The organism is Pseudomonas sp. B20 (assembly GCF_020515755.1).
Classification (GTDB): domain Bacteria; phylum Pseudomonadota; class Gammaproteobacteria; order Pseudomonadales; family Pseudomonadaceae; genus Aquipseudomonas; species Aquipseudomonas syringae.
In genome coordinates this window covers 50,515-74,752 of record NZ_JAHPJG010000003.1, presented here as the reverse complement: position 1 = coordinate 74,752, position 24,238 = coordinate 50,515, and the positions used below count along the sequence as shown (strand labels likewise).

The following is a 24,238-nucleotide window of genomic DNA, read 5'->3' as shown; positions in this document are numbered from 1 at the left end:
GAATATTTAAAGACATGAGCGACCAACAACTCGACCCGCAAGCCCTGCAACAGGAAGAAAACACCCTGATCGCCTTGCGCAAGGAAAAGCTTGCAGCAGGCCGTGCCAAGGGTCAGGCCTTCCCCAACGACTTCCGCCGCGACAGCTACTGCAATGACCTGCAGAAACAGTACGTCGACAAGACCAAGGAAGAACTGGCAGAGGCAGCGATCCCGGTCAAGGTTGCCGGTCGCATCATGCTCAACCGTGGCTCGTTCATGGTGATCCAGGACATGACCGGGCGCATCCAGGTCTACGTCAACCGCAAGACCCTGCCTGAAGAAACCCTGGCCGAGGTGAAAACCTGGGACCTGGGCGACATCATCGCTGCCGAAGGTACGCTGGCACGCTCCGGCAAGGGCGATTTGTACGTAGAGATGACCAGCGTTCGCCTGCTGACCAAGTCGTTGCGTCCGCTGCCCGACAAGCATCACGGCCTGACCGACACCGAACAGCGCTACCGTCAGCGTTACGTCGACCTGATCGTCAACGAGGAAGTGCGCGAAACCTTCCGCGTGCGCTCGCAGGTCATCGCTCACATCCGCAGCTTCCTGATGAAGCGCGACTTCCTCGAAGTCGAAACGCCGATGCTGCAGACCATTCCCGGCGGTGCGGCGGCCAAGCCGTTCGAAACCCACCACAACGCGCTGGACATGGAAATGTTCCTGCGTATCGCGCCGGAGCTGTACCTCAAGCGTCTGGTGGTCGGTGGCTTCGAGAAGGTCTTCGAGATCAATCGCAACTTCCGTAACGAAGGTGTTTCGACCCGGCACAACCCCGAGTTCACCATGCTCGAGTTCTACCAGGCCTACGCCGATTACGAAGACAACATGGACCTTACCGAGGAACTGTTCCGCGAACTGGCGCAACTGGTGCTGGGCACCACCGACGTGCCTTATGGCGACAAGGTGTTCCACTTCGGCGAACCGTTCGTGCGTCTCTCTGTGTTCGACTCGATCCTCAAGTACAACCCTGAGCTGACCGCTGCCGACCTGCAGGACATCGACAAGGCGCGCGCCATTGCGAAAAAGGCCGGTGCCAAGGTGCTGGGCTTCGAAGGTCTGGGCAAATTGCAGGTGATGATTTTCGAAGAGCTGGTCGAGCACAAGCTGGAACAGCCGCACTTCATTACCCAGTACCCGTTCGAAGTGTCGCCGCTGGCGCGTCGCAATGACGAAAACCCGAACGTTACCGACCGTTTCGAGCTGTTCATCGGCGGTCGCGAAATTGCCAACGCCTACTCCGAGCTCAACGACGCCGAAGACCAGGCCGAACGCTTCCAGGCGCAGGTGGCCGACAAGGATGCCGGTGACGACGAAGCCATGCACTACGACGCCGACTTCGTCCGTGCGCTGGAGTACGGTATGCCGCCTACCGCAGGCGAGGGGATCGGTATCGACCGGTTGGTGATGTTGCTCACCGACTCTCCGTCGATCCGCGACGTGATCCTCTTTCCGCACATGCGCCCGCAAGCGTAAGCAGTGGAAAAACAGCCGCCTTCATTGGGCGGCTTTTTTTTAAGTGTTTTTCAGATCGACTCATTTCAGAGCGACTTATAAGGAAGCTGTCGTGACGATTGCCAGAGAAGGGGCCGCCGGAGTAGCCAGCGCGGTGGCCAAAAGCGTCAAGTATCAGGGCCGCAAGGCTGCGCGCGAGGGCAGTGAGCAGCGCAGGCAGGTCATTCTCGATGCCGCCATGCGTATCGTGGTGCGTGATGGCGTACGCGCCGTGCGCCATCGCGCAGTGGCCGCTGAAGCCAGTGTGCCGCTGTCGGCAACCACCTATTACTTCAAGGATATCGATGATCTGCTGACCGATGCCTTCGCCCAGTATGTACAGCGCAGCGCTGACTATCTGGCGCGGCTGTGGCAGAACACCGAAGGCATTCTGCGCGAGATGATGAGCCGCAGTTCCGGGAGTCCGACCGACCGTTTTCGTCTGGCGGACGACATCGCGCGTATGGTGATGGAGCATATCCGCCATCAACTGCTGACCCGGCGTGACTATCTGATTGCCGAGCAGGCGTTCTACCACGAAGCACTGATCAACCCGCGCCTGACGCCATTGGTCATGGCCCACCAGGAAATTTTGCTGCAAGGCAGTTGTCAGTTCTTTCAGGTGATCGGTTCCCTGCAGCCCTATCAGGATGCTCAGGTGTTGACGGGGCTTATTCGTCGCATTGAGTATCAAGGCCTGCTGCATGGGCCGCAGCGTCAGGCGGACGAAGAAATGCTCTGTATCCTGACCCGGCAGATGCGTCTGGTGCTGGGGACGCCGCAGCCGCTTCGAGGGTGACTATACTGCTGCGCGAGTGCCCGGATCGGCTGCTCAGACGGTTTGACGAGCCTGCCAGTTTCGATATTTTCCAGCGGTGGCGTGTTGTTCCGCGCCGCCAAGCAGTAGCGTGACAGCCAGCCAAGGAGTACCGGTGGACGAGTATCAACAGACTATTCGTGCTTTATCGGATCGGATCGTCGTTGCACAGACGCCGATTCGCATTCTGGATGCAGTTAAATGGGATGAGAACGTCCGCAAGGAGTTTCTGGCCGCCAAGGGCAAGGCGCTGCCTGCCGTGGACCGCGCTTATTACGAAAACCGTCCGCTGGGTTTCGACTCTTCCGCCTTGAAGCAAGAGTTCCAGAACATCGAGCGCGACGTCACGCGTCAACTGGGGCAGTTCAACCCGGTCGGGCAGATCATGCGCCGCATGTGCCGTGAGTACCGCATGGTGGTGCGTATGCTTGAAGCACGCGGCACGTCCGACTTCGGGCTGATTTCTCAGGAATTGTACGGCGCGGCATCCGACGCTTTCCATGCGGGTGATCCGACGCTGGCCGATCTTGGCTTGATGCTCTCGGATTACCTGAACAACATTGCCGGACGCGGCGACCTGAAGGACGAGCCGAAAACGCTCACCGCCAAGGACGCTGTTTCGCTGCTGCAATCGCGTTTGAACCGCGTGTTCGGTGAGGCCGAGGAGACCATCCGGGTTTTCGAATCCGACGGGATCGTCGCCGATGCGGCTGCCGGTGCCGACTACATCAAGATCCGCACCGACGCGATGTTCAACGAACGCGATGTACGCGCGCTGGAAGTGCACGAAGGACTGGTGCACGTGGGCACCACGCTGAACGGGCAAAACCAGCCGATCTGTACGTTCCTGTCCAAAGGTCCGCCATCTTCGACGGTGACGCAGGAAGGCCTGGCGATTCTCATGGAAGTCATCGCCTTTGCATCCTATCCCAGCCGCCTGCGCAAGCTGACCAATCGCACGCGCGCCATTCACATGGCCGAGCAGGGGGCCGATTTTCTGCAGGTGTTCGAGTTTTACCAGGAGCAGGGCTTTGGCATGTCCGAGAGCTACGGCAATGCCAGTCGCGTCTTCCGCGGCTCGGTGCCCAACGGCCTGCCGTTCACCAAGGACCTGTCCTACCTGAAGGGCTTCATCATGGTCTACAACTACATTCAGCTTGCCGTGCGCAAGGGCAAGCTCGAACAGGTACCGCTGCTGTTCTGCGGCAAGACCACGCTGGAAGACATGCGTACCCTGCGCCAACTGGTGGACGAAGGGCTGGTGGTTGCACCCAAGTACCTGCCCGAGCAGTTCCGTGACATGAACGCCCTGTCGGCCTGGATGTGCTTCTCCAACTTCCTAAACCACCTGAGCCTGGACCGCATCGAAGCGGATTACTCGAATATTTTGTAGGCAGCGATCTTCGCTGTACGCCAGCCTGTTTTTGACTCTGGCCGAAGGCCGTAGGAGCGAACTTGTTCGCGAAGGAGAGGTACATTCTCCGAAAGCTCATGATTATGCCTATCGGCCAATGCTCGCGGAACATGGGAACGAGAATCTGAGTCTCGCGCCAGCACAGCAGTGATGTGGCGATGAAAACAACAAGGAAAGCTCATTTGAAACTGCTCGGCATCTTCACCCTGGTCCTTGCGCTCACCGGTTGCAGTTCGATGTTGTTCTACCCCGAGCAGGGTGTTCCGTTCACCCCTGACAAGGCGCGCCTGCAGTATCAGGACGTGAACCTCACGGCTGCCGACGGTACGCGCCTGCATGGCTGGTGGCTGCCCGCCAAGGAAGGCGTGCCGGTGAAGGGCACGGTGCTGCATCTGCACGGCAACGGTGGCAACCTGTCCTGGCATCTGGGTGGCGTCTGGTGGTTGCCCGAGCAGGGTTATCAAGTGTTGATGCTGGATTACCGGGGCTATGGCGAGTCGCAGGGCGAGCCAAGCCTGCCAGCGGTCTACGAGGACGTTCAGGCCGCTTTCGACTGGTTGAACACTGCGCCGCAAGTGCAAGGCAAACCGCTTGTGGTGCTGGGGCAAAGCATTGGTGGGGCGCTGGCGGTGCATTACCTGTCCGAACACCCGCAAGAGCGCTCGCGGATCAAGGCATTGGTGCTGGACAGCGTGCCGGCCAGCTACCGCAGCGTCGCGCGAAACTCGCTGAGCAAATCGTGGCTGACCTGGCCATTGAAAACGCCCCTGTCCTGGTTTATCCCGGAGGCCGACAGCGCGGTCAACGGCCTGCCAAAACTGGCCGGCACACCGATGCTGATCTTTCACAGCATGGACGACACGCTGGTGCCGCTCGCCAACGGCATCGAGCTGTACAAGGCCGCGCCGCCTCCGCGCGTCTTGCAATTGACCCGGGGTGAACACGTGCAGACGTTCGCAGACCCTCTCTGGCGTCAGGTGATGCTGCGTTATCTGGACGACCCGACGCATTTCAACGGCCTGCGCCGCCTTGCGGAAGTGCCCAACTACCCGACCCCTGCAACACCGCCAGCGCCATGAGTCGCGAGCGTAATCTCAACGGCATGATCCTCAGCGCCATTGGTGCAGTCATCGGCACGGTGGGCTGTCTGTGGTTTTACGGCTACCTGCACTTCGCAAAGCCCGAGGATGCACTGCTGCTCGGTGAATTCACCCTGCTCAAAACCGTCCCCGGCGAGGATTACAAGGTCGCTGCCACGCCAGCCGCCGAGGTGGCGCAGTGCGTTGATGGCGTACTGGTGTTGTTCGATACGTCGCGAAAAGGTCTGTCGGGCGTATTGATCGATGATCGCAGGCAGGCAGTGCGTTGCCTTGGCCAGCAAACGCCCCGGCAATAAGACCGCCGCAAAAACCCTCGCCCATGAAAAAGCCCCGCCTGTATGCGCAGGCGGGGCTTCTGTGCAGCAGCTCAGTCGCTTATTTCATCGAAGAGCGTGGTGCAACAGGCTGGTTGTCGTTGGAGATGGTGACTTCCACACGACGGTTCATGGCGCGGCCCGAGTTGCTGGAGTTGTCAGCAACCGGGTATTCCTTGCCATAACCCATGGTCACAACGCGCGCCGGGTCTACACCCATGCGTACCAGAGCCATGCGCACCGAGTTGGCGCGACGCTCGGACAGCGACTGGTTGTAGGAAGCCGAACCGGTGCTGTCGGTGTAGCCTTCGACAATCACTTTACGGTCAGGGTTTTCCTGCAGGAAGCCAGCCAGCTTGCCGATGTCGCCCTGGGCGGTTGGCTTCAGTTCGGCCTTGTTGTAGTCGAACAGCACGTCACCGAAAGTCACCAGCGTACCGCGTTCGGTCTGCTTGGCGTTCAGGCTGTTTTTCAGTGCGGCGATCTGCGCGTCGCGCGCTTCCAGACGGGCCTTGGCGCGGTCGGCAGAAGCGTTTTGCAGCGCTGCTTCAGAGGTGCGCAGGGCGATGGTCTGCTTGGCCAGCTCGATACGCTGGTTGGTCAGGTACGACAGTTGGTCGACTTTCTGTACGTCGTCATCGTTACGGAAGGCCTGTTCTGCCTTGGTCAGCCATTCGCTGGCGTCCTTGGTTTCAAGGGCTGCGACCTGAGTGGCCTGAGGGTTGGTCTGCAGCGCGGTGAAGTTGCTGCGAGCCTGTTCCAGGTTAGGGTTCGGCTTGGTTGCACAGGCTGCCAGAGCAACGCTCATGGCCAGCAGAGCAGGGATCATCAATTGTTTGCGCATAATAGGGTCGTCCTTTAATCAGTTACGAATTCATGAAAACAGAAGGGTGTGCAGGGCAATCACTGCACTTGGCGCAGGCCTTCTTCACGGAGTTCGTTGACGCCTTGACGAGCGTCCTGCACGGCCTTGGCAGCTTTGGCGGCCTGGGATTTACGTTCTGCTACGCGAGCGTCCCACTCGGCTTGTTCAGCCAGACGGCGTGCTTCATCGTATTTGTGATCCTGCATGGCCAGATCAGCAGCTTTGAGCTTGTCCTGAGCCGACTTCATTTCTACCGCCGCGAACTCGGTACCACCAGCGCTGACAGCGCTGTTGACGGCCGATTGCGAAACCGCGTACTGCTCGGAGGGCGGGTTACCGGCACAACCGGCCAGGATAAAGGTGCTACCGAGTGCCAGCGCAGCCAGCTTGAGACCGCGCAGGCCTTTGAACTTGGTTTTGGCAGTTAGGGTGTTCATGTTGATCAACTCCAATGTCTGACTCCAACGTGGTTATCCATGACAGTCGTTGCATCAAGTCCGGGCATCAGGTTGTACAACCGCCTACTGCCTTTCGGGCTTTCCTGTAATGGTTAATGGTTCCGACCTTCGCGGTTTTTGAATAGTTCAGATAAATATCTACTGAGCGGTCAGGATTTTTCAGAGGCATTCAGACGAGTGCCAATATGTTGGTCATCATATGAAGGCGCGTCGAACGACGTTCAATAACCCTGATGGCGTTCAGGTTTTTGCTGAAGCATTTGTCCAATTGCAGGCTTTTGGTGCACTGTTGGCACAGCGGATTTGAATTCACGTACGCCCGTGCTGCCGAGCGGGTACGCAACTGAGCCCAGATAAAAAACGGGAGAGGAACGATGGCCGATATCGATGCGCGTCTGCGCGAAGACGTTCACCTGTTGGGTGAGCTGTTGGGGAATACCATTCGTGAACAGCGAGGCGCTGAATTTCTCGACAAGATCGAGCGTATTCGCAAAGGCGCCAAAGCGGGCAGACGCGGTTCCGCGGAAGGTGCCGAGCAGCTTAGTTCCAGCGTCGACGGGCTGGGTGATGACGAGCTGCTGCCGGTTGCGCGTGCCTTCAACCAGTTTCTCAACCTGGCCAATATTGCCGAGCAGTATCAGCTCATGCACCGCCGCGATGATAAACAGCCGCTGCCGTTCGAGTCGCGAGTACTGCCCGAGCTGCTCGATCGTCTCAAGGCCGAAGGCCACTCACCCGACGCCCTGGCACGTCAGCTGAGCAAGCTGGAAATCGAACTGGTGCTGACTGCGCACCCGACCGAGGTAGCACGTCGCACGCTGATCCAGAAATACGACGCCATCGCTGCGCAGCTGGCCGCACTCGATCATCGCGATCTCAACAGTATCGAGCGCACACAGATTACTTCGCGCCTGCAGCGGCTGATTGCCGAGGCCTGGCACACCGAAGAGATCCGGCGCATCCGACCCACCCCGGTCGATGAAGCCAAATGGGGTTTCGCGGTCATTGAACACTCGCTCTGGCACGCCATTCCAAACTACCTGCGCAAGGCTGACCATGCGCTGCATGCAGCTACCGGCCTGCATCTGCCCCTGGAAGCCGCGCCGATCCGTTTTGCTTCCTGGATGGGTGGTGATCGTGACGGCAACCCGAATGTCACGGCCGCGGTCACCCGCGAAGTGCTGTTGCTGGCGCGCTGGATGGCGGCTGACCTGTATTTGCGTGACGTGGACAATCTCGCCGCAGAACTGTCGATGCAGCAGGCCAGCGATGCTCTGCGTGCCAGCGTGGGTGACAGCGCCGAACCTTATCGGGCGGAACTCAAACGCCTGCGCGAGCGCCTGCGTGCGACGCGCAACTGGGCCAATGCCTCGCTGAGCGAAACCCTGCCTGAGCCGGAAGCGGTGCTGCAAGACAACCGTGAACTGCTCGACCCGTTGATGCTGTGTTTCCAGTCGCTGCACGAATGCGGCATGGGTGTGATCGCCGACGGGCCGCTTCTGGATTGCCTGCGTCGGGCCGTCACATTCGGTCTGTTTCTGGTGCGTCTGGATGTTCGCCAGGATTCCAGCCGTCACTGCGCAGCGATGACCGAAATCACTGACTATCTGGGGCTGGGTCGCTACGAAGAGTGGGATGAGCAGACCCGTATCGACTTTCTGTTGCGTGAATTGAATAACCGCAGGCCGCTGCTGCCGAGCTACTTCAAGCCGGCAGCCGATACCGCAGAGGTGCTGGCAACCTGCCGGGAGGTGGCGGCCGCTCCGGCGGCGTCGCTGGGGTCTTATGTGATCTCGATGGCCGGCTCGGCCTCGGATGTGCTGGCCGTGCAACTGCTGCTCAAGGAGTCCGGGCTGCAGCGGCCCATGCGTGTGGTACCGCTGTTCGAAACCCTGGCCGACCTGGACAACGCCGGACCGGTGATCGAGACGCTGCTCGGGCTGCCGGGCTATCGCTCGCGTCTGCACGGCCCGCAAGAGGTGATGATCGGCTATTCCGACTCGGCCAAGGATGCCGGCACGACGGCGGCGGCCTGGGCGCAGTATCGTGCCCAGGAAAGACTGGTGGAGATCTGCCGCGAGCAGCAGGTTGAATTGCTGCTGTTCCACGGCCGCGGCGGTACAGTCGGTCGTGGCGGCGGTCCGGCGCACGCGGCGATCCTGTCGCAGCCACCGGGTTCTGTGGCCGGACGCTTCCGGACCACCGAGCAAGGTGAAATGATTCGTTTCAAATTCGGTCTGCCGGACATCGCCGAGCAGAACCTCAATCTTTATCTGGCCGCCGTGCTGGAAGCGACCCTGTTGCCGCCGCCACCTCCACAACCGGCGTGGCGGACGATGATGGACCAGATGGCCGGCGACGGGGTCAGCGCCTACCGCGCGGTGGTGCGCGAGAACCCGGAATTCGTCGAGTATTTCCGCCAGGCGACACCCGAGCAGGAGCTGGGGCGTTTGCCACTCGGCAGCCGTCCGGCCAAGCGCCGCGAGGGCGGTGTAGAGAGTCTTCGTGCCATTCCGTGGATCTTCGCCTGGACGCAGACGCGTCTGATGCTGCCCGCCTGGCTGGGCTGGGAAGCTGCACTGAGCAAGGCGCTGGAGCGCGGCGAGGGCGAGGTGCTGGCACAGATGCGTGAACAGTGGCCGTTCTTCAGAACGCGCATCGACATGCTGGAAATGGTCCTCGCCAAAGCCGATGCGGACATCGCCCGACTCTACGACGAACGTCTGGTCAGCGCCGAGCTGCAACATTTGGGCGCACATTTACGCGACCTATTGTCGCAGGCGTGCAATGTGGTTCTGGGGTTGACCGGGCAGACGCAACTGCTGGCGCATAGCCCTGAAACGCTGGAATTCATAAGCCTGCGCAACACCTACCTTGACCCGCTGCATTTGCTCCAGGCAGAGCTGCTGTCGCGCTCGCGTAATCGTGAAGCCAGTCTGGACAGTCCTCTGGAACTGGCGCTGCTGGTGTCTGTAGCGGGGATTGCTGCCGGTCTGCGCAACACGGGCTGATGGATCAGGCTGATGTCATCGTCGGGCCTTTTCGGTCCGGCGATGGCCAGCGCCGGATTTGCAGGCTGGCCTGCCGTAAACCTTGATACAGGTCATATCACTCTGAAATCAAGGCTGACAAGGCGGTATGCCTGCGCTTACTGCGACTTTCGGCGGCTTGTGCGGCCTCGGTCTGCTGTGTATCTTGATCAGCCTTTCGGCCTATTGGCCTGATTCATTTTTTAGATTGGCCCCCGAGGCGAATCCGATGATTTCACTATAAAAAATTTGAGGAGCATGACGATGCGCGTGATTCTGCTGGGAGCTCCCGGGGCCGGTAAAGGTACTCAGGCAAAATTCATCACTGAAAAGTTCGGCATCCCGCAGGTTTCGACAGGCGACATGCTGCGCGCTGCAGTCAAGGCTGAAACCGAGCTGGGCCTGAAGGCCAAGAGCGTCATGGATTCGGGCGGTCTGGTTTCCGATGACCTGATCATCGGCCTGATCAAGGACCGTCTGGCCGAGCCGGACTGCGCGAACGGCGTGCTGTTCGATGGCTTCCCGCGCACCATTCCACAGGCTGAAGCCCTGTTGAAAGCCGGTCTGGAAATCGACCATGTGCTGGAAATCGCCGTCGATGACGAAGAAATCGTCAAGCGCATGTCCGGCCGCCGGGTTCACGAAGGTTCCGGGCGCATCTACCACACTATTTTCAATCCGCCGAAGGTTGAAGGTATCGATGATGTGACCGGCGAACCGCTGCTGCAGCGCAAGGATGACGTCGAAGAGACCGTGCGTCATCGCCTGTCGGTGTATCACGCCCAGACCAAGCCGCTGGTCGAGTTCTACAGCAAGCTGGAAGCGAAGAACGGCAAGCCCAAGTGCAGCCATATTCCGGGCGTCGGCTCGGTTGAGGACATCACTGCAAAAGTACTGAAAGCCTTGAGCTGAGGCTTGCAGGCTGAACAATAAATGGCCCGCTTGCGGGCCATTTGTCATTTATACTGCTGCACTTTTTCACATTGACCACGACGGAAACACCGATGACCACCTTGCTGGCCCTGGACACCGCCACTGAAGCCTGCTCGGTCGCTTTGCTGCATGACGGCAAGGTGCTGAGCCACTACGAGGTGATCCCGCGCCTGCACGCCCAACGGCTGCTGCCGATGATCAAAAGCCTGATGGCCGAGGCGGGCATTGCCATGTCGGCGCTGGACGCCATTGCTTTCGGGCGCGGTCCCGGTGCGTTCACCGGCGTGCGCATTGCCATCGGCGTCGTGCAAGGCCTGGCATTCGCCCTGGAACGTCCGGTGCTGCCGGTGTCGAACCTCGCCGTACTGGCGCAGCGCGCCCATCGCGAGCACGGCGTATCGCAGGTGGCATCGGCCATCGATGCACGCATGGACGAGGTGTACTGGGGCTGCTATCACGAGACCGCTGGCGAGATGCGTCTGTTGGGCGAAGAAGCTGTGATGGCGCCCGAATTGGCCGCGTTGCCTGCGCATGCCGGCGGGCAATGGTTTGGTGCCGGTACGGGCTGGGGCTACGCAGAGCGTATGCCGGTCAGCCTGGTGGGCCAGGATGCAGCCATGCTGCCCCACGCGCAGGATCTGTTGACGCTGGCGACCTTTGCCTGGCATCGCGGCGAAGCCCTGCCTGCAGATGATGCTCAGCCGGTTTACCTGCGTGACAAGGTGGCTACGCCGAAGGCACGTTGACTGAATGGGGCAGAGCTTGCACAAAAGGCTGCCGCGTTTCGGGAAAATGCCTTTCAGTCATCGCCAACCGGTCAGCCAGTGCTGGAAAATGTCAGTTTGCCATCTACCGTTTATCGTCTGAATGGTCTTTAATCTCATTTGGCGATAACAAGTTGCAAGATATGTGGTCTAGTTATCGTTACGCAATTTGCGAACTACAAGGCAGTAACGCTAAATTGCCACTATCGACGCCGAGTACTTAATCGATGCGCATAGACGGAACCTCATCACGCTCGTACCCCATCAAGCGAAAGCCGCAGAAAACGCCTTCGACCGTCGAAGGTTCTTTTGAGGAAGTCGTAGTTGATGCCGAGTTGCCGCCGCCTCCAGCGCGCGCTCGCCGTGAAACGGGTGATTCAACGATTGGCAGCACTGCCAACGTGCCTGCGCGTCCGCAAGACATCATTTTCCCGCGCTCCATGAGCTCTCGTGTCGCCCACGCGCTGGCCAGCTATATGGCCACTGCCAGTTTTGTCGATTGGGACCTTGAAGTATCGGGGCTCGATCTGCACGTCTGATTGTGTCTCGCCTGCCTTACTACGTCGGTTGTCCGTCATGGAGTGAAAACGCCTGGCGAGAATCGCTGTACCCCGAAGATGCCCGCCCCAATGATTTCCTGAATCTCTACACTCAGGTATTCAACGCTGTCGAAGGCAACACCACGTTCTATGCTCGTCCCGCCGCTACCACGGTGCAGCGCTGGGCAGAAATAATGCCCGACGATTTTCGTTTCACCGCCAAATTCCATAAAGACATCAGCCACAACGGCGATCTTCGTGAGCAGGTGGGCGCCGCTGAGGAATTCATTCGCCTGCTTGCGCCGCTGGGCGGGCGCATCGCGCCGTTCTGGCTGCAGTTGCCCGCCAGCTTCACGCCGCAGCGTCTGGCCGAGCTGGCCGGTTTTCTCGATGAGCTCAATGTGCCGCTGGCCGTGGAAGTGCGCAATATGGCGTTTTTCATGAAGGGTGACGAAGAGCGCATGCTCAATCGCCTGTTGCTGGACCGAGGCGTCGAGCGCATCTGCCTTGATTCCCGGGCGTTGTTCAGCTGTGTATCGAGTGATCCTGCAGTCCTGCACGCCCAATCGAAAAAGCCCAAGGTGCCGCCTCGTCCGGCTGCGCTGACCCTGTTTCCCCAAGTGCGCTTCATCGGCGGTCCTGACCTGGAGGCCAACGATCAGTCTCTGCTGCAGTGGGTGGAAAAGGTCGCCGTGTGGATCGAAGAGGGGCGCACGCCTTATGTGTTCCTGCACACCCCTGACAACATCAGGGCTGCCGAACAGGCCTTGCGTTTTCATCAGCAACTGATGGCGCGATTGCCTGGCTTGCCGGCATTGTTCGAGCTGGATCGCGGGCCTCAGGTGGAACAGTTGGGCTTGCTCTGAGGTCTTCCAGGTGTGGGCTGATGAAGTCCGACCTTGTGGAGAGTCCGCTTATGGATTCGCAACTGCGCTGTTTTGCCCCTGTTTGTAAACGCTTCATCCGATTCGCACCTGTTGCCCGGTCCAAGGGTTGAGCATGCGCGTGCTGCTGGTATTCCTGCTGCTCTGTGCAATGGCTGCGTTCGCGGTCTGGCGTGGCTGGGTCGATGTCCCCGAGCGCTGGAACCCATGGGCGCCACTGGATGTGCGGGCCGAGCCCAACTTTCTGACGGCTTACAAGCTGTCGCGATTGCAGAACGATCCCGCACTGTGCGATCAGGTGCTGGGTTCGTCTGGGTTGCGTTTCAGTCGCCAGGCCGACAGTGATCCTTCTGCTCGTTGCCCTCTGCAAAATACCCTGTGTATTCAGGGGGGAGACGTGGCGCTGAGCAGCAGCTTTCTGGCCAGTTGCCCGTTGGCGGTCGCCTATGCGCTGTTTGATATCCACACATTGCAACCTGCCGCTCAGGCCGTTTTCGGCCAGCGCGTAGCGCGGATCGATCACTTGGGCAGCTTTGCCTGCCGCAACATCTACAACCGCGCCAATGCTCGGCTCAGCCAGCACGCCACGGCCAATGCGCTGGACATGGCAGGTTTTCGCCTGGCAGACGGTCAGCGCATCGGTGTGCTCAAGGATTGGGGCGACGAGGGGGACAAGGGGCGTTTTCTGAGGCTGTTACGTGACGGTGCCTGCAAAAACTTCAGTACGGTGCTCGGGCCGGAGTACAACGCGGCACATCGCGATCATTTTCACGTCGACATGGGGCGCTGGTCGGTGTGCAGGTAAGCGTTCGGGGCTTATGCCGCCATCCGCAGGTTTTGCAGGATCAGCGGACGTGCCCAGCCATTCTCGTAGTCGAACTGGCGTTGTTGGGCGGCAATGGTCTGCTCATCCAGCGGCTGGGCAGGCTTGTCGGCCAGTTCCCATTCGAATTCGGCAATCGGCAGATGCAGCGGGCGTGGCTGCGGGCCAGGGCCTGGGTTGACGCTATCGTCATAAGGGTTCAGAACGGTAGGGCGTACCCAGTGACTCTCGAATTCCAGATGGCGTTGCTGTTCGATCATTTCAGCCATGCTGAACGGCTCGGCAGGCGGAGGCAGCAGATCAAGGTCGAACTCGGCAATCGGCAGGAACAGCGGCTCTGGAGGCTTGACCTCGGTGTCGGTGACCGGGCAGGTACGTTGTTCGACGATCTTGCTCAGGGTTTTTGCGCCAGCGACCGGTTCGCCGGTTTCTACATCCACCTCGACAGCCGTCGGGTGCACGGGTACTGAAGCGCTTTCACTGACCTGATCCGCCATCGCTCGGGCAAATGCATCCGACCACAGCTGCGTCACACCACCCAGTGTGCGGCTGTTGCGTACGCTAAAGTCGCCTGAGTGCGACAAATAGCCGATGGATGATTGAACAATCTCTGACATAGCGATCAGTACTGGCCTTGGGTCTGGCAAAATGCCGGATACTTGGTTATCGGCAGAGTTTGCCGATCATTAACAATTTTTGAGTGTGTAAGCGCAATGATTGAGCAGCAAGCAGGCAGTCGTATCCGGGTCGAAGCCCTGGCCGTTGGCGAACAGGAGCAGGCGGCGCAGTGGGCGCGGCGCCTGGGCCTGCCGTTGAGCGATGCGCACGCTGATTTTGCACTGCAACTGACTGACGGCGGGCTGCAATTGCAGCAGTTGGGCGACGATGCACCGGGCGCCGTACGTGTCGATTTTGTCGAGGGCGCGGTGGCTCACCGGCGGCTGTTCGGCGGCGGAACCGGGCAGATGATTGCCAAGGCGGTCGGTATTCAGCCAGGCGTTCGCCCCAGCGTGCTGGACGCAACGGCAGGTCTTGGCAAGGATGCGTTCGTGCTGGCAAGTCTGGGCTGCGACATGAGCCTGATCGAGCGTCAGCCGATTATCGCTGCATTGCTGGAGGACGGTCTGGCCCGCGGGCGCGGTGATCGTGACGTCGGCTCCATCATTGCCAGGATGCGCCTGTTGACCGGCAACTCGATCGACATCATCCGCGCCTGGACAGGGGAGCCGCCCCAGGTGATTTACCTGGACCCGATGTTCCCGCACCGGGAAAAGACCGCGCTGGTGAAAAAGGAAATGCGTCTGTTCCGGCCGCTGGTCGGTGATGACATGGATGCGCCTGCGTTGCTTGAAGCAGCGCTGGCGCTTGCCACCCACCGCGTGGTGGTCAAACGCCCGCGCAAGGCCCCCTGCATCGACGGCCTCAAGCCGGGTTATGCGCTGGACGGCAAATCCAGCCGCTACGACATCTACCCGAAGAAGGCCTTGAAGCCCAAGGCAGCCACAGACGAGAGCGGTGCATAGCGCCTATCGTCGACGGCCTGAGCCCGAATCAAACGCAGATGCGCCTGTGAATACAGGCGCAAACCCCACACTCAAAGCGCGCCAAAGACCTTCTTCGCCAGACCTGTAGCGGCAGCAGCAGGGTTGGCGCGAATGCTTTCTTCCTGTTTGGCGATCATTTCAAACAGCCCGTTCAGCGCTTGTTCGGTCACGTAGCCTTCAAGATTTGCACTTTTGCTGTCAAGCGCGCCAAGCGCCGCCGCTTTGCCGGCAAAGGCGTTGTACTTCTGCGCCAGACCGACCTGATCGGTGGACTTCTTGACGATAGGCAGGAACTTGGCGCGGATCTGCTCGCGGCTGGTGCTGCTCAGGTACTGGGTGGCCGAGTCCTTGCCACCGCTGAGAATGGCCTTGGCGTCGGTAACGCTCATCTTTTTCACGGCATCTACAAGCAGCGCCTGAGCTTGAGGCACGGCGGCTTCGGCGGCCTGGTTCATGCTGGTTTCCAGCTGATCGACCTGAGCGCCCATGCCGAGCATTTTCATCTTTTTCGCGATCTGGCCGAGTTTGCCCGGCAACTCGATGCGCACCTCTTCATTTTTGCTGAAACCGCCGGGAACGCCGAGCTGTTTGACAGCAACTTGTGCGCCCTGAGTCAGGGCATCCTTGAGCCCACCGGTTGCGTCCGATTGCGAGAGGTCGCTCAGTGACAGGGCGAAGACGTTGGCCGACAGCAGAAGGCCAGCGCACAGGCCGGCCAGGGAGAACGAAAAACGAGGCATGAGAGCGTCCTTGTTGAAGTGGGTTCTGACCTGAACCCGGATCGATAATGGTGCGGTGCGTGATCAAGCGTATCAGGAAGTCGCGACAGGCACTCGCACCCGTGAGCGATGGACGTCAACTGATGTCGAGGAGGATGAAGCCTTGTGACACGACAACGGCGCGTTGAGGCGCGCCGTTGAAGGGAGCAATCAGTGTTGAACGGATTAGCCGGCTGCCTGAATGACCTTGATCAGCAGGCCTTTCTGGTCTTCTTTGGTCAGCTCGACCGAATGAACGGTGTCGTTGATCCATACCAGCGTGCCGTTGTGTTCGATTCGTGCCGACAGGGCATAGCTGTGGCCCTGCACGGGATAGCGGTCGGCGGCGTAGCTCAGTTTAAACGGCAGCGGCACCTGGTGAGTAATCTCTGTTTCGCTGACATCGATGACATGGGCCGGTGCGTCAGCAAGGCTGATGTCACTCAGGGCGACAATCAGCTTGCAGCCCGTTGGCAACGCAATACGTGGCAGGTAATAAACTTCACCCTGAAGGCTTACTAGGGGTTCGCTGGACATTTCAATTTCCTTATTTGATTAAGTACCAGTCATTGGTACAGACCAAACCCTAGCAGGGGCCAGAGAGCAGAAAACAGCTGTCTGAATGTCCCTGCCAGGTTACGGAAAAGCCCTACGTTTTCTCTTGATCGCTTCCTACGTCCTGCTCCTCTTCATTGCTGTGCAAGGCCACTTGCCGAATCGAAAGACGGATTTCGGCAGGCAATACCCGCTTGGCCGCCCCTTCCGCCAGTTCGCCCAGCATCGGGTGATAGCTCAGCTTGCCGGCACTGTCCTTGCGCAGCACGCCCAGGTCCAGCAGGGTCTGGATGAAGTGTCGGAACAGGCTCTTGTCGAAGAACTCCGGTGCATTGAGGCCGTGCAGAATCGACAGGCGCTGGGCCATGACCGTGCACAGGTCTTCGAGCTGCTCGGGGCTCAGCGTGTTCTGCCCGCTGTTGAGCAACAAGGCAATCGCCATGTAGAAGCGCTGCAGCGTCTGGGCGATGGCGCGCGACAACAGCGTCAGCAAGACGAACTCGCGCGAGCTGGGCTCCGGGCGCACGTAGGCGTCCTTTTTGAAGCGCAACAGACCTTGTTCCACGAACGCAGCCAGCCATTGATCGACCACCTCATCCAGCTCGTTCAGCGGCCAGCGAATGAACAGTTCCGATTGCAGGAACGGGTACAGTGCACGTGTGTAGCGCAGAATCTGTTCGCGGGTCATGCGCGACGAGCTCTGGAAAAAGCTTGCCAGCAGCGAGGGCAGGGCGAAGATGTGCAGGACGTTGTTGCGGTAGTAGGTCATCAACACCGCATTCTGTTCGTTCAGGTACAGAATTTTGCCCAGCGCGTCTTTTTGTTCGGCGAGCAGGTCCATGCCTTTTACGTGCTCGATCAGCGAACGGCCATCACCTTCCGGCAGTGTCGTGTGCGGGGAGTACGGAACGGCGCGTAGCAAGGTCAGGTACAGGTCGAGAACCCGCTCCATGGCCTGATCGTCCAGCGCCAGTCTTTGCGTCGACAATAACGCCACGGCAACCAGGTTCATCGGGTTGACGGCAGCGGCTTCGTTCAGGTGCTGGGCCACACGCTCACCTAGGCGGTGCGTGGTCTCGCTCAGCCATTCGGGGCGAAATTGCGGGTCCAGCTGCTGTTCGCGCCAGTCCGGTTGTTCGCCATCGAGGAACTCGGCCAGTTTGATCGGCGCACCGAAGTTCACCGAGACCTGGCCGAAGCGCTGCTTCAGCGCGCCAATGACTTTGAAGATATCGAAGATCGACTCTTTCTTCTTGGTTGCCCCGCGCAGTTCGCCCAGGTAAGTACGGCCTTCCAGCACACGCTCGTAGCCGATATACACCGGGATGAAGACGATGGGCATCCGCGAGTTGCGCAGGAAGCTGCGCAGGGTGATGGCGAGCATGCCGGTTTTCGGTTGCAGCATGCGCCCGGTGCGTGAACGGCCGCCTTCGACAAAGTATTCGACCGGAAAGCCCTTTATGAACAGCGTATGCAGGTACTCGGTGAACACCGCCGTGTACAGCGGGTTGCCCTTGAACGTGCGGCGCATGAAAAATGCCCCGCCACGTCGCAGCAGGCCGCCGACCACAGGCATATTCAGGTTGATGCCGGCGGCGATGTGCGGCGGCGTGAGGCCGTTGCGAAACAGCAGGTAAGACAGCAGCAGATAATCGATATGGCTGCGGTGGCAAGGCACATAAATGACCTCATGTCCCGGCGCAACTTCCTGAACGCCTTCGATGTGGCTGACCTTGATGCCGTCGTAGATCTTGTTCCAGAACCAGCTGAGCACCACCTCCATGAAACGGATCACCGAATAGGTGTAGTCCGAGGCGATCTCGTTGCCGTAGCTCAGCGCCCGTTCCCGGGCCTTGTCCTGAGTGATGTGTTCACGCTCGGCTTCTTCGATGATAGCCTGCTTGACCAGCGGCTCGTCCAGCAGACCTTTGACCACCGTGCGCCGGTGCGAAACGTCCGGGCCGATCACGGCGCTTTTCAGGTTGCGAAAGTGCACGCGCAGCAGACGTTGGGTCATGCGCAGCGTCAGCTCGTAACCTTTGTTTTCACCCACCAGTTCGCGCATGTGAATTGGCGCGGAAAACTGCACGCGGGTCTTGCGGCCCAGAATCAGAATGCTCACCAGACGGCGTAACCGACCGGTCACCGCCCAGCTGTCGGCAAACAGCAGCTTCCAGGCACTGGATTCACGGTCAGGTGACTGGCCCCAGAACACGCTGACCGGAATGATCTGCGCGTCTTCGCCGGGGTTCTGGCTGACGGCTGCGACCACACGCTCCAGCGTCGGGGGCGCACCACGCTTGTCCTGGCGACCGAGCCAGTCGGGGGAGGGTGTCAGGTAAAAGAATGCGGCGGGCTCAATCAGGTTACCCACCGCCACCGACAGCACCGGACGAGGCAGACCGGCCTTGCGGCATTCTGTATCGATCACTGCCAGATCGCTGATTGACGGCGATTGCAGTGCATAGAACACCGGGCGACTGCGGTCCAGATTCAGCGTGAAAGACGATTGATTGATGGTTTCCGAGCGAACCCAGAGATACAACAACCGGCGCAGGGTGCCGAACACAAGACGACGGAATGGAGAGCGGGTCATACGGCTTCTGCTGAGTGAGGGGCGGGCGGCTGCCCTGGATGGGCGCCAGTGTGACGTATCCCGAAGCGATCGGCAAAAGCGCCGCTGTGCCCGGCTGAACGGGTCACGTCTGAATGACCGTTTGCCGAGCCGGGTTCGCCTCGCGACGTCACGCATCCGGAACGTCGCGGCGAATAGTCCTACGAGGTTCGCCAGGTAATCTCTTCCTCGCCGTCGGCACTGACGCGTATCCAGCGGTCGGCCGTCTCGTCGCTTTCTTCTTCAACCCAGGTGCCTGGGGCGCAACGTACTTCGACGTTCAAGGCCTTGAATGCGGCGCGAGCACAGGCGATGTCGTCTTCCCACGGGGTCTGATCGCTGTCCAGGTGCAGGCTGTTCCATTTGCCGACCGCTCTGGGCAGCCAGGTCACGGCGACAGTGCCCGCTGTGCATTTCCAGGTCTGGCCTTTCTGCTTCCATTCGCTGCAGGAGCCCAGCGCGTCGCCGAGCCACTGGGCGATTGCCTTGTGATCGACGTCTTCGTCTTTCAGGTAAATCTCGATATCGGGTTGGCGCATGGGGGCCTCTGTTGAATGCTTATTGCAGCACGAAATAATCGTAGCGCATGGAAACGGTGACCTTGAAAGGTCCTGGTTGCTCGATGACCGCTGCGCGACGTTCAGCGCTGGCGCGCCAGCCGTGCGGTGTCATGGCCAGCAGATCGGCGCGGGACTGGCCGTCGATCAGCTTCAGCGTATAGCGCAGGGTTTCGCTGTGTTGCAGCTGCATGCCTTGCGGCACCAGCGACAGGTGCTTGTCGTCGGCATAATCGCGCACTTCATCATAGAGCCGCTGACGCAGTTCCATCAGATGCTCATTGGTCGGGCCGACCCGCATCAGTCCGCCGCCTGGGGTCAGCAGGCGCTTGGCTTCCTGCCAGTCCAGCGGGCTGAACACGCTGGCCAGAAACTGGCAACTGGCATCCGGAAGTGGCACACGGGCCATGCTGGCGACCATCCAGGTCAGCGTCGGGTCACGACGGCAGGCACGCTTGACCGCTTCGCGGGAGATGTCCAGCGCATAGCCATCGGCATGGGGCAAGGCTTCGGCAATCTGCGCGGTGTAATAGCCTTCGCCACAGCCGATGTCCAGCCAGTGCGCGGGGGATCGCTCGGCGGCCAGTTCAGCCAGACGCCGGGCTACCGGAGCGTAGTGCCCGGCATTGAGAAAGTCGCGTCGCGCCTCGACCATGGCCTGATTGTCGCCAGGGTCGCGGCTGTTCTTGTGCTGCACCGGCAACAGGTTCAGATAGCCCTGACGGGCTCGGTCGAAGCGATGACTGGCCGGGCACACCACGCCGTTGTCGGCAGTGCTGAGCGGCGCTGAGCAGATCGGGCAGGTCAGCATCAGGCGAGCAACTTGACCAGAGTCTGGTAGTAGATCTCGGTCAGCACATCGAGGTCGCTGGCCAGAATACGTTCGTTGACCTGATGGATCGTTGCGTTGACCGGCCCCAGCTCGACCACTTGGGTGCCGAGTGTGGCGATGAAACGACCGTCGGAGGTTCCGCCGCTGGTCGAGGCTTTAGTCTCACGGCCGGTGACGCTTTTGATGCTGGAAGACACGGCGTCCAGCAACGCGCCCGGCTCGGTGAGGAACGGCAGGCCGGACAACGCCCAGTCCACGTGCCAGTCCAGTTCATGCCTGTCGAGGATATCGGCAACGCGCTGCTGCAGGCCTTCGACGGTCGACTCGGTGGAAAAACGGAAGTTGAAGACCGCCACCAGATCTCCGGGGATGACGTTGGTGGCGCCGGTTCCGGCGTTCAGGTTGGAGATCTGGAAGCTGGTCGGCGGGAAGAAGTCGTTGCCGTGGTCCCAATGCTCGGCGGCCAGTTCGGCCAGGGCCGGCGCGGCCAGGTGAATCGGGTTCTTGGCCAGATGCGGGTAAGCCACATGGCCCTGTTTGCCGCGCACCGTCAGTGTAGCCCCCAGCGAACCGCGTCGACCATTCTTGACCACATCGCCGACCAGCGTGGTGCTCGACGGCTCGCCGACGATGCACCAGTCCAGACGCTCATTACGCGCTGCGAGGCGCTCGACCACGGCTTTGGTGCCGTGATGCGCCGGGCCTTCTTCGTCGCTGGTGATCAGAAATGCCACCGAGCCCTTGTGATCAGGGTGATCGGCGACAAAGCGCTCGGCCGCCACCAGCATCGCCGCCAGACTGCCTTTCATGTCTGCCGCGCCACGCCCGCAAAGCATGCCGTGCTCGTCGATCAACGCATCGAATGGATCGTTCTGCCAGTTCTGCAGCGGACCGGTCGGAACCACGTCGGTATGACCGGCGAAACACAGTACCGGGCCGTCGGTGGTGCCGTGGGTGGCCCAGAAGTTGTCGACGTCTTCGATACGCATCGGCTCCAGCTTGAAGCCGGCATCGCCCAGGCGCTGCATCATCACGGTCTGGCAATCGGCATCGACCGGCGTCACTGACGGACGGCGGATCAGATCGCAGGCGAGTTGGAGGGTGGGCGAGAGGTCGGCTGGGGCCGTCATGTACAGAACTCCGGTAGCAAGACTTTGGGCGCGAAAAGGCGGATATCTTAAAGCAAAACGACGACCTGAGGCCGTCGTTTATCGTGCCCGCTGGATATGTCAGGCAGTGGATGGGGCCGGGCGGGTTGCGCGAGTGGACAGGATTGCCATGGTAATGGCTGCCAGATAAGGGACTGATTGTGCGAAAAGCATGGCTATCCAGAAACCCAGGTCTGGATCGATGGTCTCTTTTCGGATGCAGAGAAGTATGATCGCAGCCCACCAGAGCACCATCATGCACACATCTTCTGCGGCTTCCCTTACGGCTTGGCCGAACCGGGTGCGTGCAGTCTGCTTGGGCGTGCGAAAAAACGGCAATCCTGATGTGAACAGTGCTGACAACACGGCTTTGCCTATGACGGAATAGAGCGCCGTGCTCGCCAGCATCGCTGCCAGTGCGTCTTTGATGTCTGTATTGGCCAGCCGCTGGTAGAGGGTAAACGCCTTGAATATTCCCAAAACGAACATCAGCAATAATGAGGCCGAAAACAACCAGGGTAACGGTTCAAGCAGGTCGGGCTCAACGATCATTGCCATCGACCACAACAGCACGGCCAGTGCCAGGAAGTAATTGACGCCGCCTGCCATCCACGGCACCCACCCGGCGATAAAGTAATAACGCTGGACAGGCGTCAACGCGGTACCGGTTCCCGCCAGCAAACTTGCTGCATGCCGCTTGAATATCTGCATGGCACCATAGGTCCAGCGGTAGCGCTGTTTTTTAAAGTCCATGAAAGTGTCGGGCATCAACCCTTTGCCGTAACTGATGGCGGCATAGCCGGTAGAAAAGCCGTGCTCCAGTATTCTCAATCCCAGTTCAGCATCCTCGCAGATACACCATTCTGCCCAGCGCAGCCGCTGCAGTACGGATTTGCGAATCAGGGTCATGGTGCCGTGCTGAATGATTGCGTCGTGGTCGTTGCGGATCACCATGCCGATATTGAAGAAAACGCGATACTCGGCCTCGCAATAACGTTTGAACAGACTCTCGTCCCCGTCACGATAATCCTGAGGTACCTGGATGACGGCTATATCCGGGTCCGCAAAGTGCGACACCATATGTTTGAGCCAGTGCCGATGCACGCAATAGTCGGCGTCGATGGCTGCGACTATTCCGGCGTCCTCGGCCGTGTATTCCAGCAGGTAATTCAGTGCGCCGGCCTTGAAGCCGCTTAGCGGATTGACATGAAAGAACCGGAAGTGAGCTCCCAGTTGTCGACAGTACGCCTGGACGGGTTTCCAGACGTTCGGGTCTTGGGTGTTGTTATCGATTACCAGCACTTCAAAGTCCGGATAATCCAGTTTTTGTAATGCGTCGAGAGTCAGCTTCACCATGTCCGGAGGTTCGTTGTAGCAGGGTACATGTATGGAAACCTTGGGCCACGGGCCTGGATAGGCACGTGTTGGCGGAAAGGATCGCGGATTTTCCGCTCCCCAGAACGACTCCAGAAACTCGTAACCCTGTGTGCCCACGACGATCATTATGCCGGTGGCCCATGCCAGAGCAATGGGCAGGGCTATCCATGCGGATAACGGCTGCGCGTAACTCATACCGACCCAGACCAGCACGGCGTACGCCACGGCGCACATTACCGCTGTTGTTCGCCAGGCGTCAGGCCGCAAACCGGCTATTACTCTCGGGATTTCCGACTGCCAACTGGCGCGTGTTTTCACAGGACCCTTCAGTTGCAGCTTCATCTTGCGCTGTGCATCAAACAGGCCCCAGTGCGGCCCTGGCAAACCTTCCGAGGTTTTCCACGGCTGATCGAACGCTTCCATGACAAAGTAGTCGTGGCCGTGCTGTTCGAGCAGAGCGAGCTGATGACGCAGATAGATCGACTGTTCTGCACGATACGTTGTTATACGCCTTCTGAAGTTGCCTTTGCCGGGCCAGCCAACTTCGGAAATGATCAGCGGTTTGTCGGGAAACATCAGCTTCAGTTCGTCAGCCCGCGCAAGTACTAGTGCGCTTGCTTCGGTCACCGGCACAGCCTCTTTGAACGGCAGTATATGAGCGGCTATGAAGTCTGCATGTTCGGCCAGTTCAGGCGTCTCGTGCCATTGCTTCCATCCTTCCGAGGTCGAAACCGGAACATCGACATAGCGTCGTGCAGTGTTCATATAGGCAGTCAGTTGATCGACGGTGACATCGTTGCGCAGCAGTGCTTCATGCCCGATGAGTAAGCGCTGAACGCTGGAGAATCGATTGGCCAGGTCTACGCCGGTCAGCAAGTCCCGGTCATTATGTTTCTCGTCCTAGGTGATCCATACGCCCAGTGTGACGCTCATGCCCAATGCCTCGGCGATCTCGGGAATACAGGCCAGCGTACCCTCCACTGAATAGGTTCTTATGTGCCGGGTAAAAGGCCGGATCAGCAGCAGGTCTTCGGTGATTTGCTCGCGGGTCGGATAGAGGTGCGTGTACGGACTCTGCCCAGGACGAAAAGGGCTGTATGAGACCCCCGGGATATTTTCAGGCCAGTCCGGAACCTCGCTGGCCATTGTTGTTAATGAATGGGCTGGCCATATGTTTCCCTTGGATAGATTGTCATCCATGTCTGCAATGTGCTCCATGCTTGTGCGCCGGTGCCGCGAGTTCCCTTCGCGTTGATTAACCTTAGTCGTCCTCGTTCATTGCCGTTTGCAATGCTTAGACTCTTTTCCCCGGGCGTTTCCAAAAACGGAATGGCGTTTAGGCAGTGGGCGTTGATTGCGTTCTAACATCATTGTTTTT

Annotated in this window: 21 protein-coding genes and 1 pseudogene; 12 read left to right on the top strand and 10 right to left on the bottom strand. The window is 59.6% G+C overall.

Features of this window, described 5'->3' with window-relative positions:
• Nucleotides 1–14 precede the first annotated feature (14 nt).
• The 5 genes from lysS to LIX91_RS04105 all read left to right on the top strand — a co-directional run bounded on the left by lysS (nt 15) and on the right by LIX91_RS04105 (nt 5,162).
• A complete protein-coding gene (lysS, locus tag LIX91_RS04125; protein ID WP_003415497.1) occupies nt 15–1,517 on the top strand; it encodes a lysine--tRNA ligase in 1,503 nt (500 codons plus the stop codon).
• Nucleotides 1,518–1,608: 91 nt separating this feature from the next.
• Nucleotides 1,609–2,334: a TetR/AcrR family transcriptional regulator gene (locus LIX91_RS04120; RefSeq protein ID WP_003409252.1), complete on the top strand. Its 726-nt coding sequence runs from the start codon at nt 1,609–1,611 to the stop codon at nt 2,332–2,334.
• A gap of 133 nt (nt 2,335–2,467) precedes the next feature.
• The gene (locus LIX91_RS04115; RefSeq protein ID WP_003339622.1) at nt 2,468–3,745 is read left to right on the top strand and encodes a flavohemoglobin expression-modulating QEGLA motif protein; all 1,278 of its coding nucleotides are present in this window, start codon (nt 2,468–2,470) and stop codon (nt 3,743–3,745) included.
• A 203-nt stretch (nt 3,746–3,948) separates the two neighbouring features.
• The gene (locus tag LIX91_RS04110) at nt 3,949–4,845 is read left to right on the top strand and encodes an alpha/beta hydrolase (RefSeq protein ID WP_003415499.1); all 897 of its coding nucleotides are present in this window, start codon (nt 3,949–3,951) and stop codon (nt 4,843–4,845) included.
• Nucleotides 4,842–5,162, top strand: a complete 321-nt coding sequence (locus LIX91_RS04105) for a hypothetical protein (protein ID WP_100072177.1) — start codon at nt 4,842–4,844, stop codon at nt 5,160–5,162. Before LIX91_RS04110 ends, LIX91_RS04105 begins: the two co-directional genes overlap by 4 nt.
• Nucleotides 5,163–5,241: 79 nt before the next feature.
• Here the strand turns inward: LIX91_RS04105 and LIX91_RS04100 are convergent, their stop codons facing one another.
• Together LIX91_RS04100 and LIX91_RS04095 are read right to left on the bottom strand one after the other, a co-directional pair.
• The gene (locus tag LIX91_RS04100; protein WP_003409263.1) at nt 5,242–6,024 is read right to left on the bottom strand and encodes an OmpA family protein; all 783 of its coding nucleotides are present in this window, start codon (nt 6,022–6,024) and stop codon (nt 5,242–5,244) included.
• A 59-nt stretch (nt 6,025–6,083) separates the two neighbouring features.
• Entirely contained in the window at nt 6,084–6,497 is a 414-nt protein-coding gene (locus LIX91_RS04095) for a DUF4398 domain-containing protein (protein WP_003409265.1), read from the bottom strand.
• A gap of 380 nt (nt 6,498–6,877) precedes the next feature.
• Here LIX91_RS04095 and ppc point away from each other — a divergent pair, with 380 nt between their 5' ends.
• The 6 genes from ppc (at nt 6,878) to LIX91_RS04065 (ending at nt 13,457) form a co-directional block, all read left to right on the top strand.
• Nucleotides 6,878–9,514 (top strand): phosphoenolpyruvate carboxylase, encoded by a 2,637-nt coding sequence (ppc, locus tag LIX91_RS04090; protein WP_226488009.1) that lies wholly within the window; start codon nt 6,878–6,880, stop codon nt 9,512–9,514.
• Nucleotides 9,515–9,796: 282 nt separating this feature from the next.
• Nucleotides 9,797–10,444: an adenylate kinase gene (gene adk, locus LIX91_RS04085; RefSeq protein WP_003409269.1), complete on the top strand. Its 648-nt coding sequence runs from the start codon at nt 9,797–9,799 to the stop codon at nt 10,442–10,444.
• Between the two features lie 92 nt (nt 10,445–10,536).
• The gene (gene tsaB / locus LIX91_RS04080) at nt 10,537–11,211 is read left to right on the top strand and encodes a tRNA (adenosine(37)-N6)-threonylcarbamoyltransferase complex dimerization subunit type 1 TsaB (protein ID WP_003415505.1); all 675 of its coding nucleotides are present in this window, start codon (nt 10,537–10,539) and stop codon (nt 11,209–11,211) included.
• A 245-nt stretch (nt 11,212–11,456) separates the two neighbouring features.
• Nucleotides 11,457–11,768: a hypothetical protein gene (locus LIX91_RS04075; protein ID WP_003314268.1), complete on the top strand. Its 312-nt coding sequence runs from the start codon at nt 11,457–11,459 to the stop codon at nt 11,766–11,768.
• 2 nt (nt 11,769–11,770) lie between these two features.
• On the top strand, nt 11,771–12,634 hold the full coding sequence (locus LIX91_RS04070; protein ID WP_226488008.1) for a DUF72 domain-containing protein: 864 nt from the start codon (nt 11,771–11,773) through the stop codon (nt 12,632–12,634).
• A gap of 133 nt (nt 12,635–12,767) precedes the next feature.
• Complete coding sequence (locus LIX91_RS04065) at nt 12,768–13,457, top strand: extensin family protein (protein ID WP_226488007.1); 690 nt, start codon at nt 12,768–12,770, stop codon at nt 13,455–13,457.
• Nucleotides 13,458–13,468: 11 nt separating this feature from the next.
• On the opposite strand, the gene LIX91_RS04060 is transcribed toward LIX91_RS04065, so the two are convergent.
• A complete protein-coding gene (locus LIX91_RS04060; protein ID WP_003415508.1) occupies nt 13,469–14,092 on the bottom strand; it encodes a hypothetical protein in 624 nt (207 codons plus the stop codon).
• Nucleotides 14,093–14,188: 96 nt separating this feature from the next.
• Here LIX91_RS04060 and LIX91_RS04055 point away from each other — a divergent pair, with 96 nt between their 5' ends.
• The gene (locus LIX91_RS04055; RefSeq protein ID WP_226488006.1) at nt 14,189–14,998 is read left to right on the top strand and encodes a class I SAM-dependent methyltransferase; all 810 of its coding nucleotides are present in this window, start codon (nt 14,189–14,191) and stop codon (nt 14,996–14,998) included.
• A 71-nt stretch (nt 14,999–15,069) separates the two neighbouring features.
• Here LIX91_RS04055 and LIX91_RS04050 read toward each other — a convergent pair whose 3' ends face one another.
• The 7 genes and pseudogenes from LIX91_RS04050 to LIX91_RS04020 form a co-directional block, all read right to left on the bottom strand.
• Complete coding sequence (locus LIX91_RS04050) at nt 15,070–15,759, bottom strand: DUF4197 domain-containing protein (protein ID WP_003415511.1); 690 nt, start codon at nt 15,757–15,759, stop codon at nt 15,070–15,072.
• A 204-nt stretch (nt 15,760–15,963) separates the two neighbouring features.
• Nucleotides 15,964–16,314 carry a YbaY family lipoprotein gene (locus LIX91_RS04045; RefSeq protein ID WP_226488005.1) on the bottom strand — a complete coding sequence of 117 codons (351 nt, stop codon included), beginning with the start codon at nt 16,312–16,314 and terminating at the stop codon, nt 15,964–15,966.
• 112 nt (nt 16,315–16,426) lie between these two features.
• Nucleotides 16,427–18,928 carry a glycerol-3-phosphate 1-O-acyltransferase PlsB gene (gene plsB, locus LIX91_RS04040; protein ID WP_046270744.1) on the bottom strand — a complete coding sequence of 834 codons (2,502 nt, stop codon included), beginning with the start codon at nt 18,926–18,928 and terminating at the stop codon, nt 16,427–16,429.
• A gap of 179 nt (nt 18,929–19,107) precedes the next feature.
• Nucleotides 19,108–19,485: a hypothetical protein gene (locus LIX91_RS04035; protein ID WP_003415513.1), complete on the bottom strand. Its 378-nt coding sequence runs from the start codon at nt 19,483–19,485 to the stop codon at nt 19,108–19,110.
• 19 nt (nt 19,486–19,504) lie between these two features.
• Entirely contained in the window at nt 19,505–20,314 is an 810-nt protein-coding gene (locus LIX91_RS04030) for a putative RNA methyltransferase (protein ID WP_003415515.1), read from the bottom strand.
• The gene (gene dapE, locus LIX91_RS04025) at nt 20,314–21,465 is read right to left on the bottom strand and encodes a succinyl-diaminopimelate desuccinylase (RefSeq protein WP_003409292.1); all 1,152 of its coding nucleotides are present in this window, start codon (nt 21,463–21,465) and stop codon (nt 20,314–20,316) included. Before dapE ends, LIX91_RS04030 begins: the two co-directional genes overlap by 1 nt.
• Nucleotides 21,466–21,564: 99 nt before the next feature.
• Nucleotides 21,565–24,078: pseudogene (locus LIX91_RS04020) on the bottom strand (glycosyltransferase family 2 protein).
• Between the last annotated feature and the right edge of the window lie 160 nt (nt 24,079–24,238).

Coding starts and splice junctions, on each gene's coding strand:
- lysS (WP_003415497.1), top strand. CDS start 15: ATGAGCGACCAACAACTCGACCCGCAAGCCCTGCAACAGGAAGAAAAC.
- LIX91_RS04105 (WP_100072177.1), top strand. CDS start 4,842: ATGAGTCGCGAGCGTAATCTCAACGGCATGATCCTCAGCGCCATTGGT.
- LIX91_RS04100 (WP_003409263.1), bottom strand. CDS start 6,024: ATGCGCAAACAATTGATGATCCCTGCTCTGCTGGCCATGAGCGTTGCT.
- ppc (WP_226488009.1), top strand. CDS start 6,878: ATGGCCGATATCGATGCGCGTCTGCGCGAAGACGTTCACCTGTTGGGT.
- adk (WP_003409269.1), top strand. CDS start 9,797: ATGCGCGTGATTCTGCTGGGAGCTCCCGGGGCCGGTAAAGGTACTCAG.
- tsaB (WP_003415505.1), top strand. CDS start 10,537: ATGACCACCTTGCTGGCCCTGGACACCGCCACTGAAGCCTGCTCGGTC.
- LIX91_RS04075 (WP_003314268.1), top strand. CDS start 11,457: ATGCGCATAGACGGAACCTCATCACGCTCGTACCCCATCAAGCGAAAG.
- LIX91_RS04065 (WP_226488007.1), top strand. CDS start 12,768: ATGCGCGTGCTGCTGGTATTCCTGCTGCTCTGTGCAATGGCTGCGTTC.
- LIX91_RS04060 (WP_003415508.1), bottom strand. CDS start 14,092: ATGTCAGAGATTGTTCAATCATCCATCGGCTATTTGTCGCACTCAGGC.
- LIX91_RS04055 (WP_226488006.1), top strand. CDS start 14,189: ATGATTGAGCAGCAAGCAGGCAGTCGTATCCGGGTCGAAGCCCTGGCC.
- LIX91_RS04050 (WP_003415511.1), bottom strand. CDS start 15,759: ATGCCTCGTTTTTCGTTCTCCCTGGCCGGCCTGTGCGCTGGCCTTCTG.
- LIX91_RS04045 (WP_226488005.1), bottom strand. CDS start 16,314: ATGTCCAGCGAACCCCTAGTAAGCCTTCAGGGTGAAGTTTATTACCTG.
- plsB (WP_046270744.1), bottom strand. CDS start 18,928: ATGACCCGCTCTCCATTCCGTCGTCTTGTGTTCGGCACCCTGCGCCGG.
- LIX91_RS04035 (WP_003415513.1), bottom strand. CDS start 19,485: ATGCGCCAACCCGATATCGAGATTTACCTGAAAGACGAAGACGTCGAT.
- LIX91_RS04030 (WP_003415515.1), bottom strand. CDS start 20,314: ATGCTGACCTGCCCGATCTGCTCAGCGCCGCTCAGCACTGCCGACAAC.
- dapE (WP_003409292.1), bottom strand. CDS start 21,465: ATGACGGCCCCAGCCGACCTCTCGCCCACCCTCCAACTCGCCTGCGAT.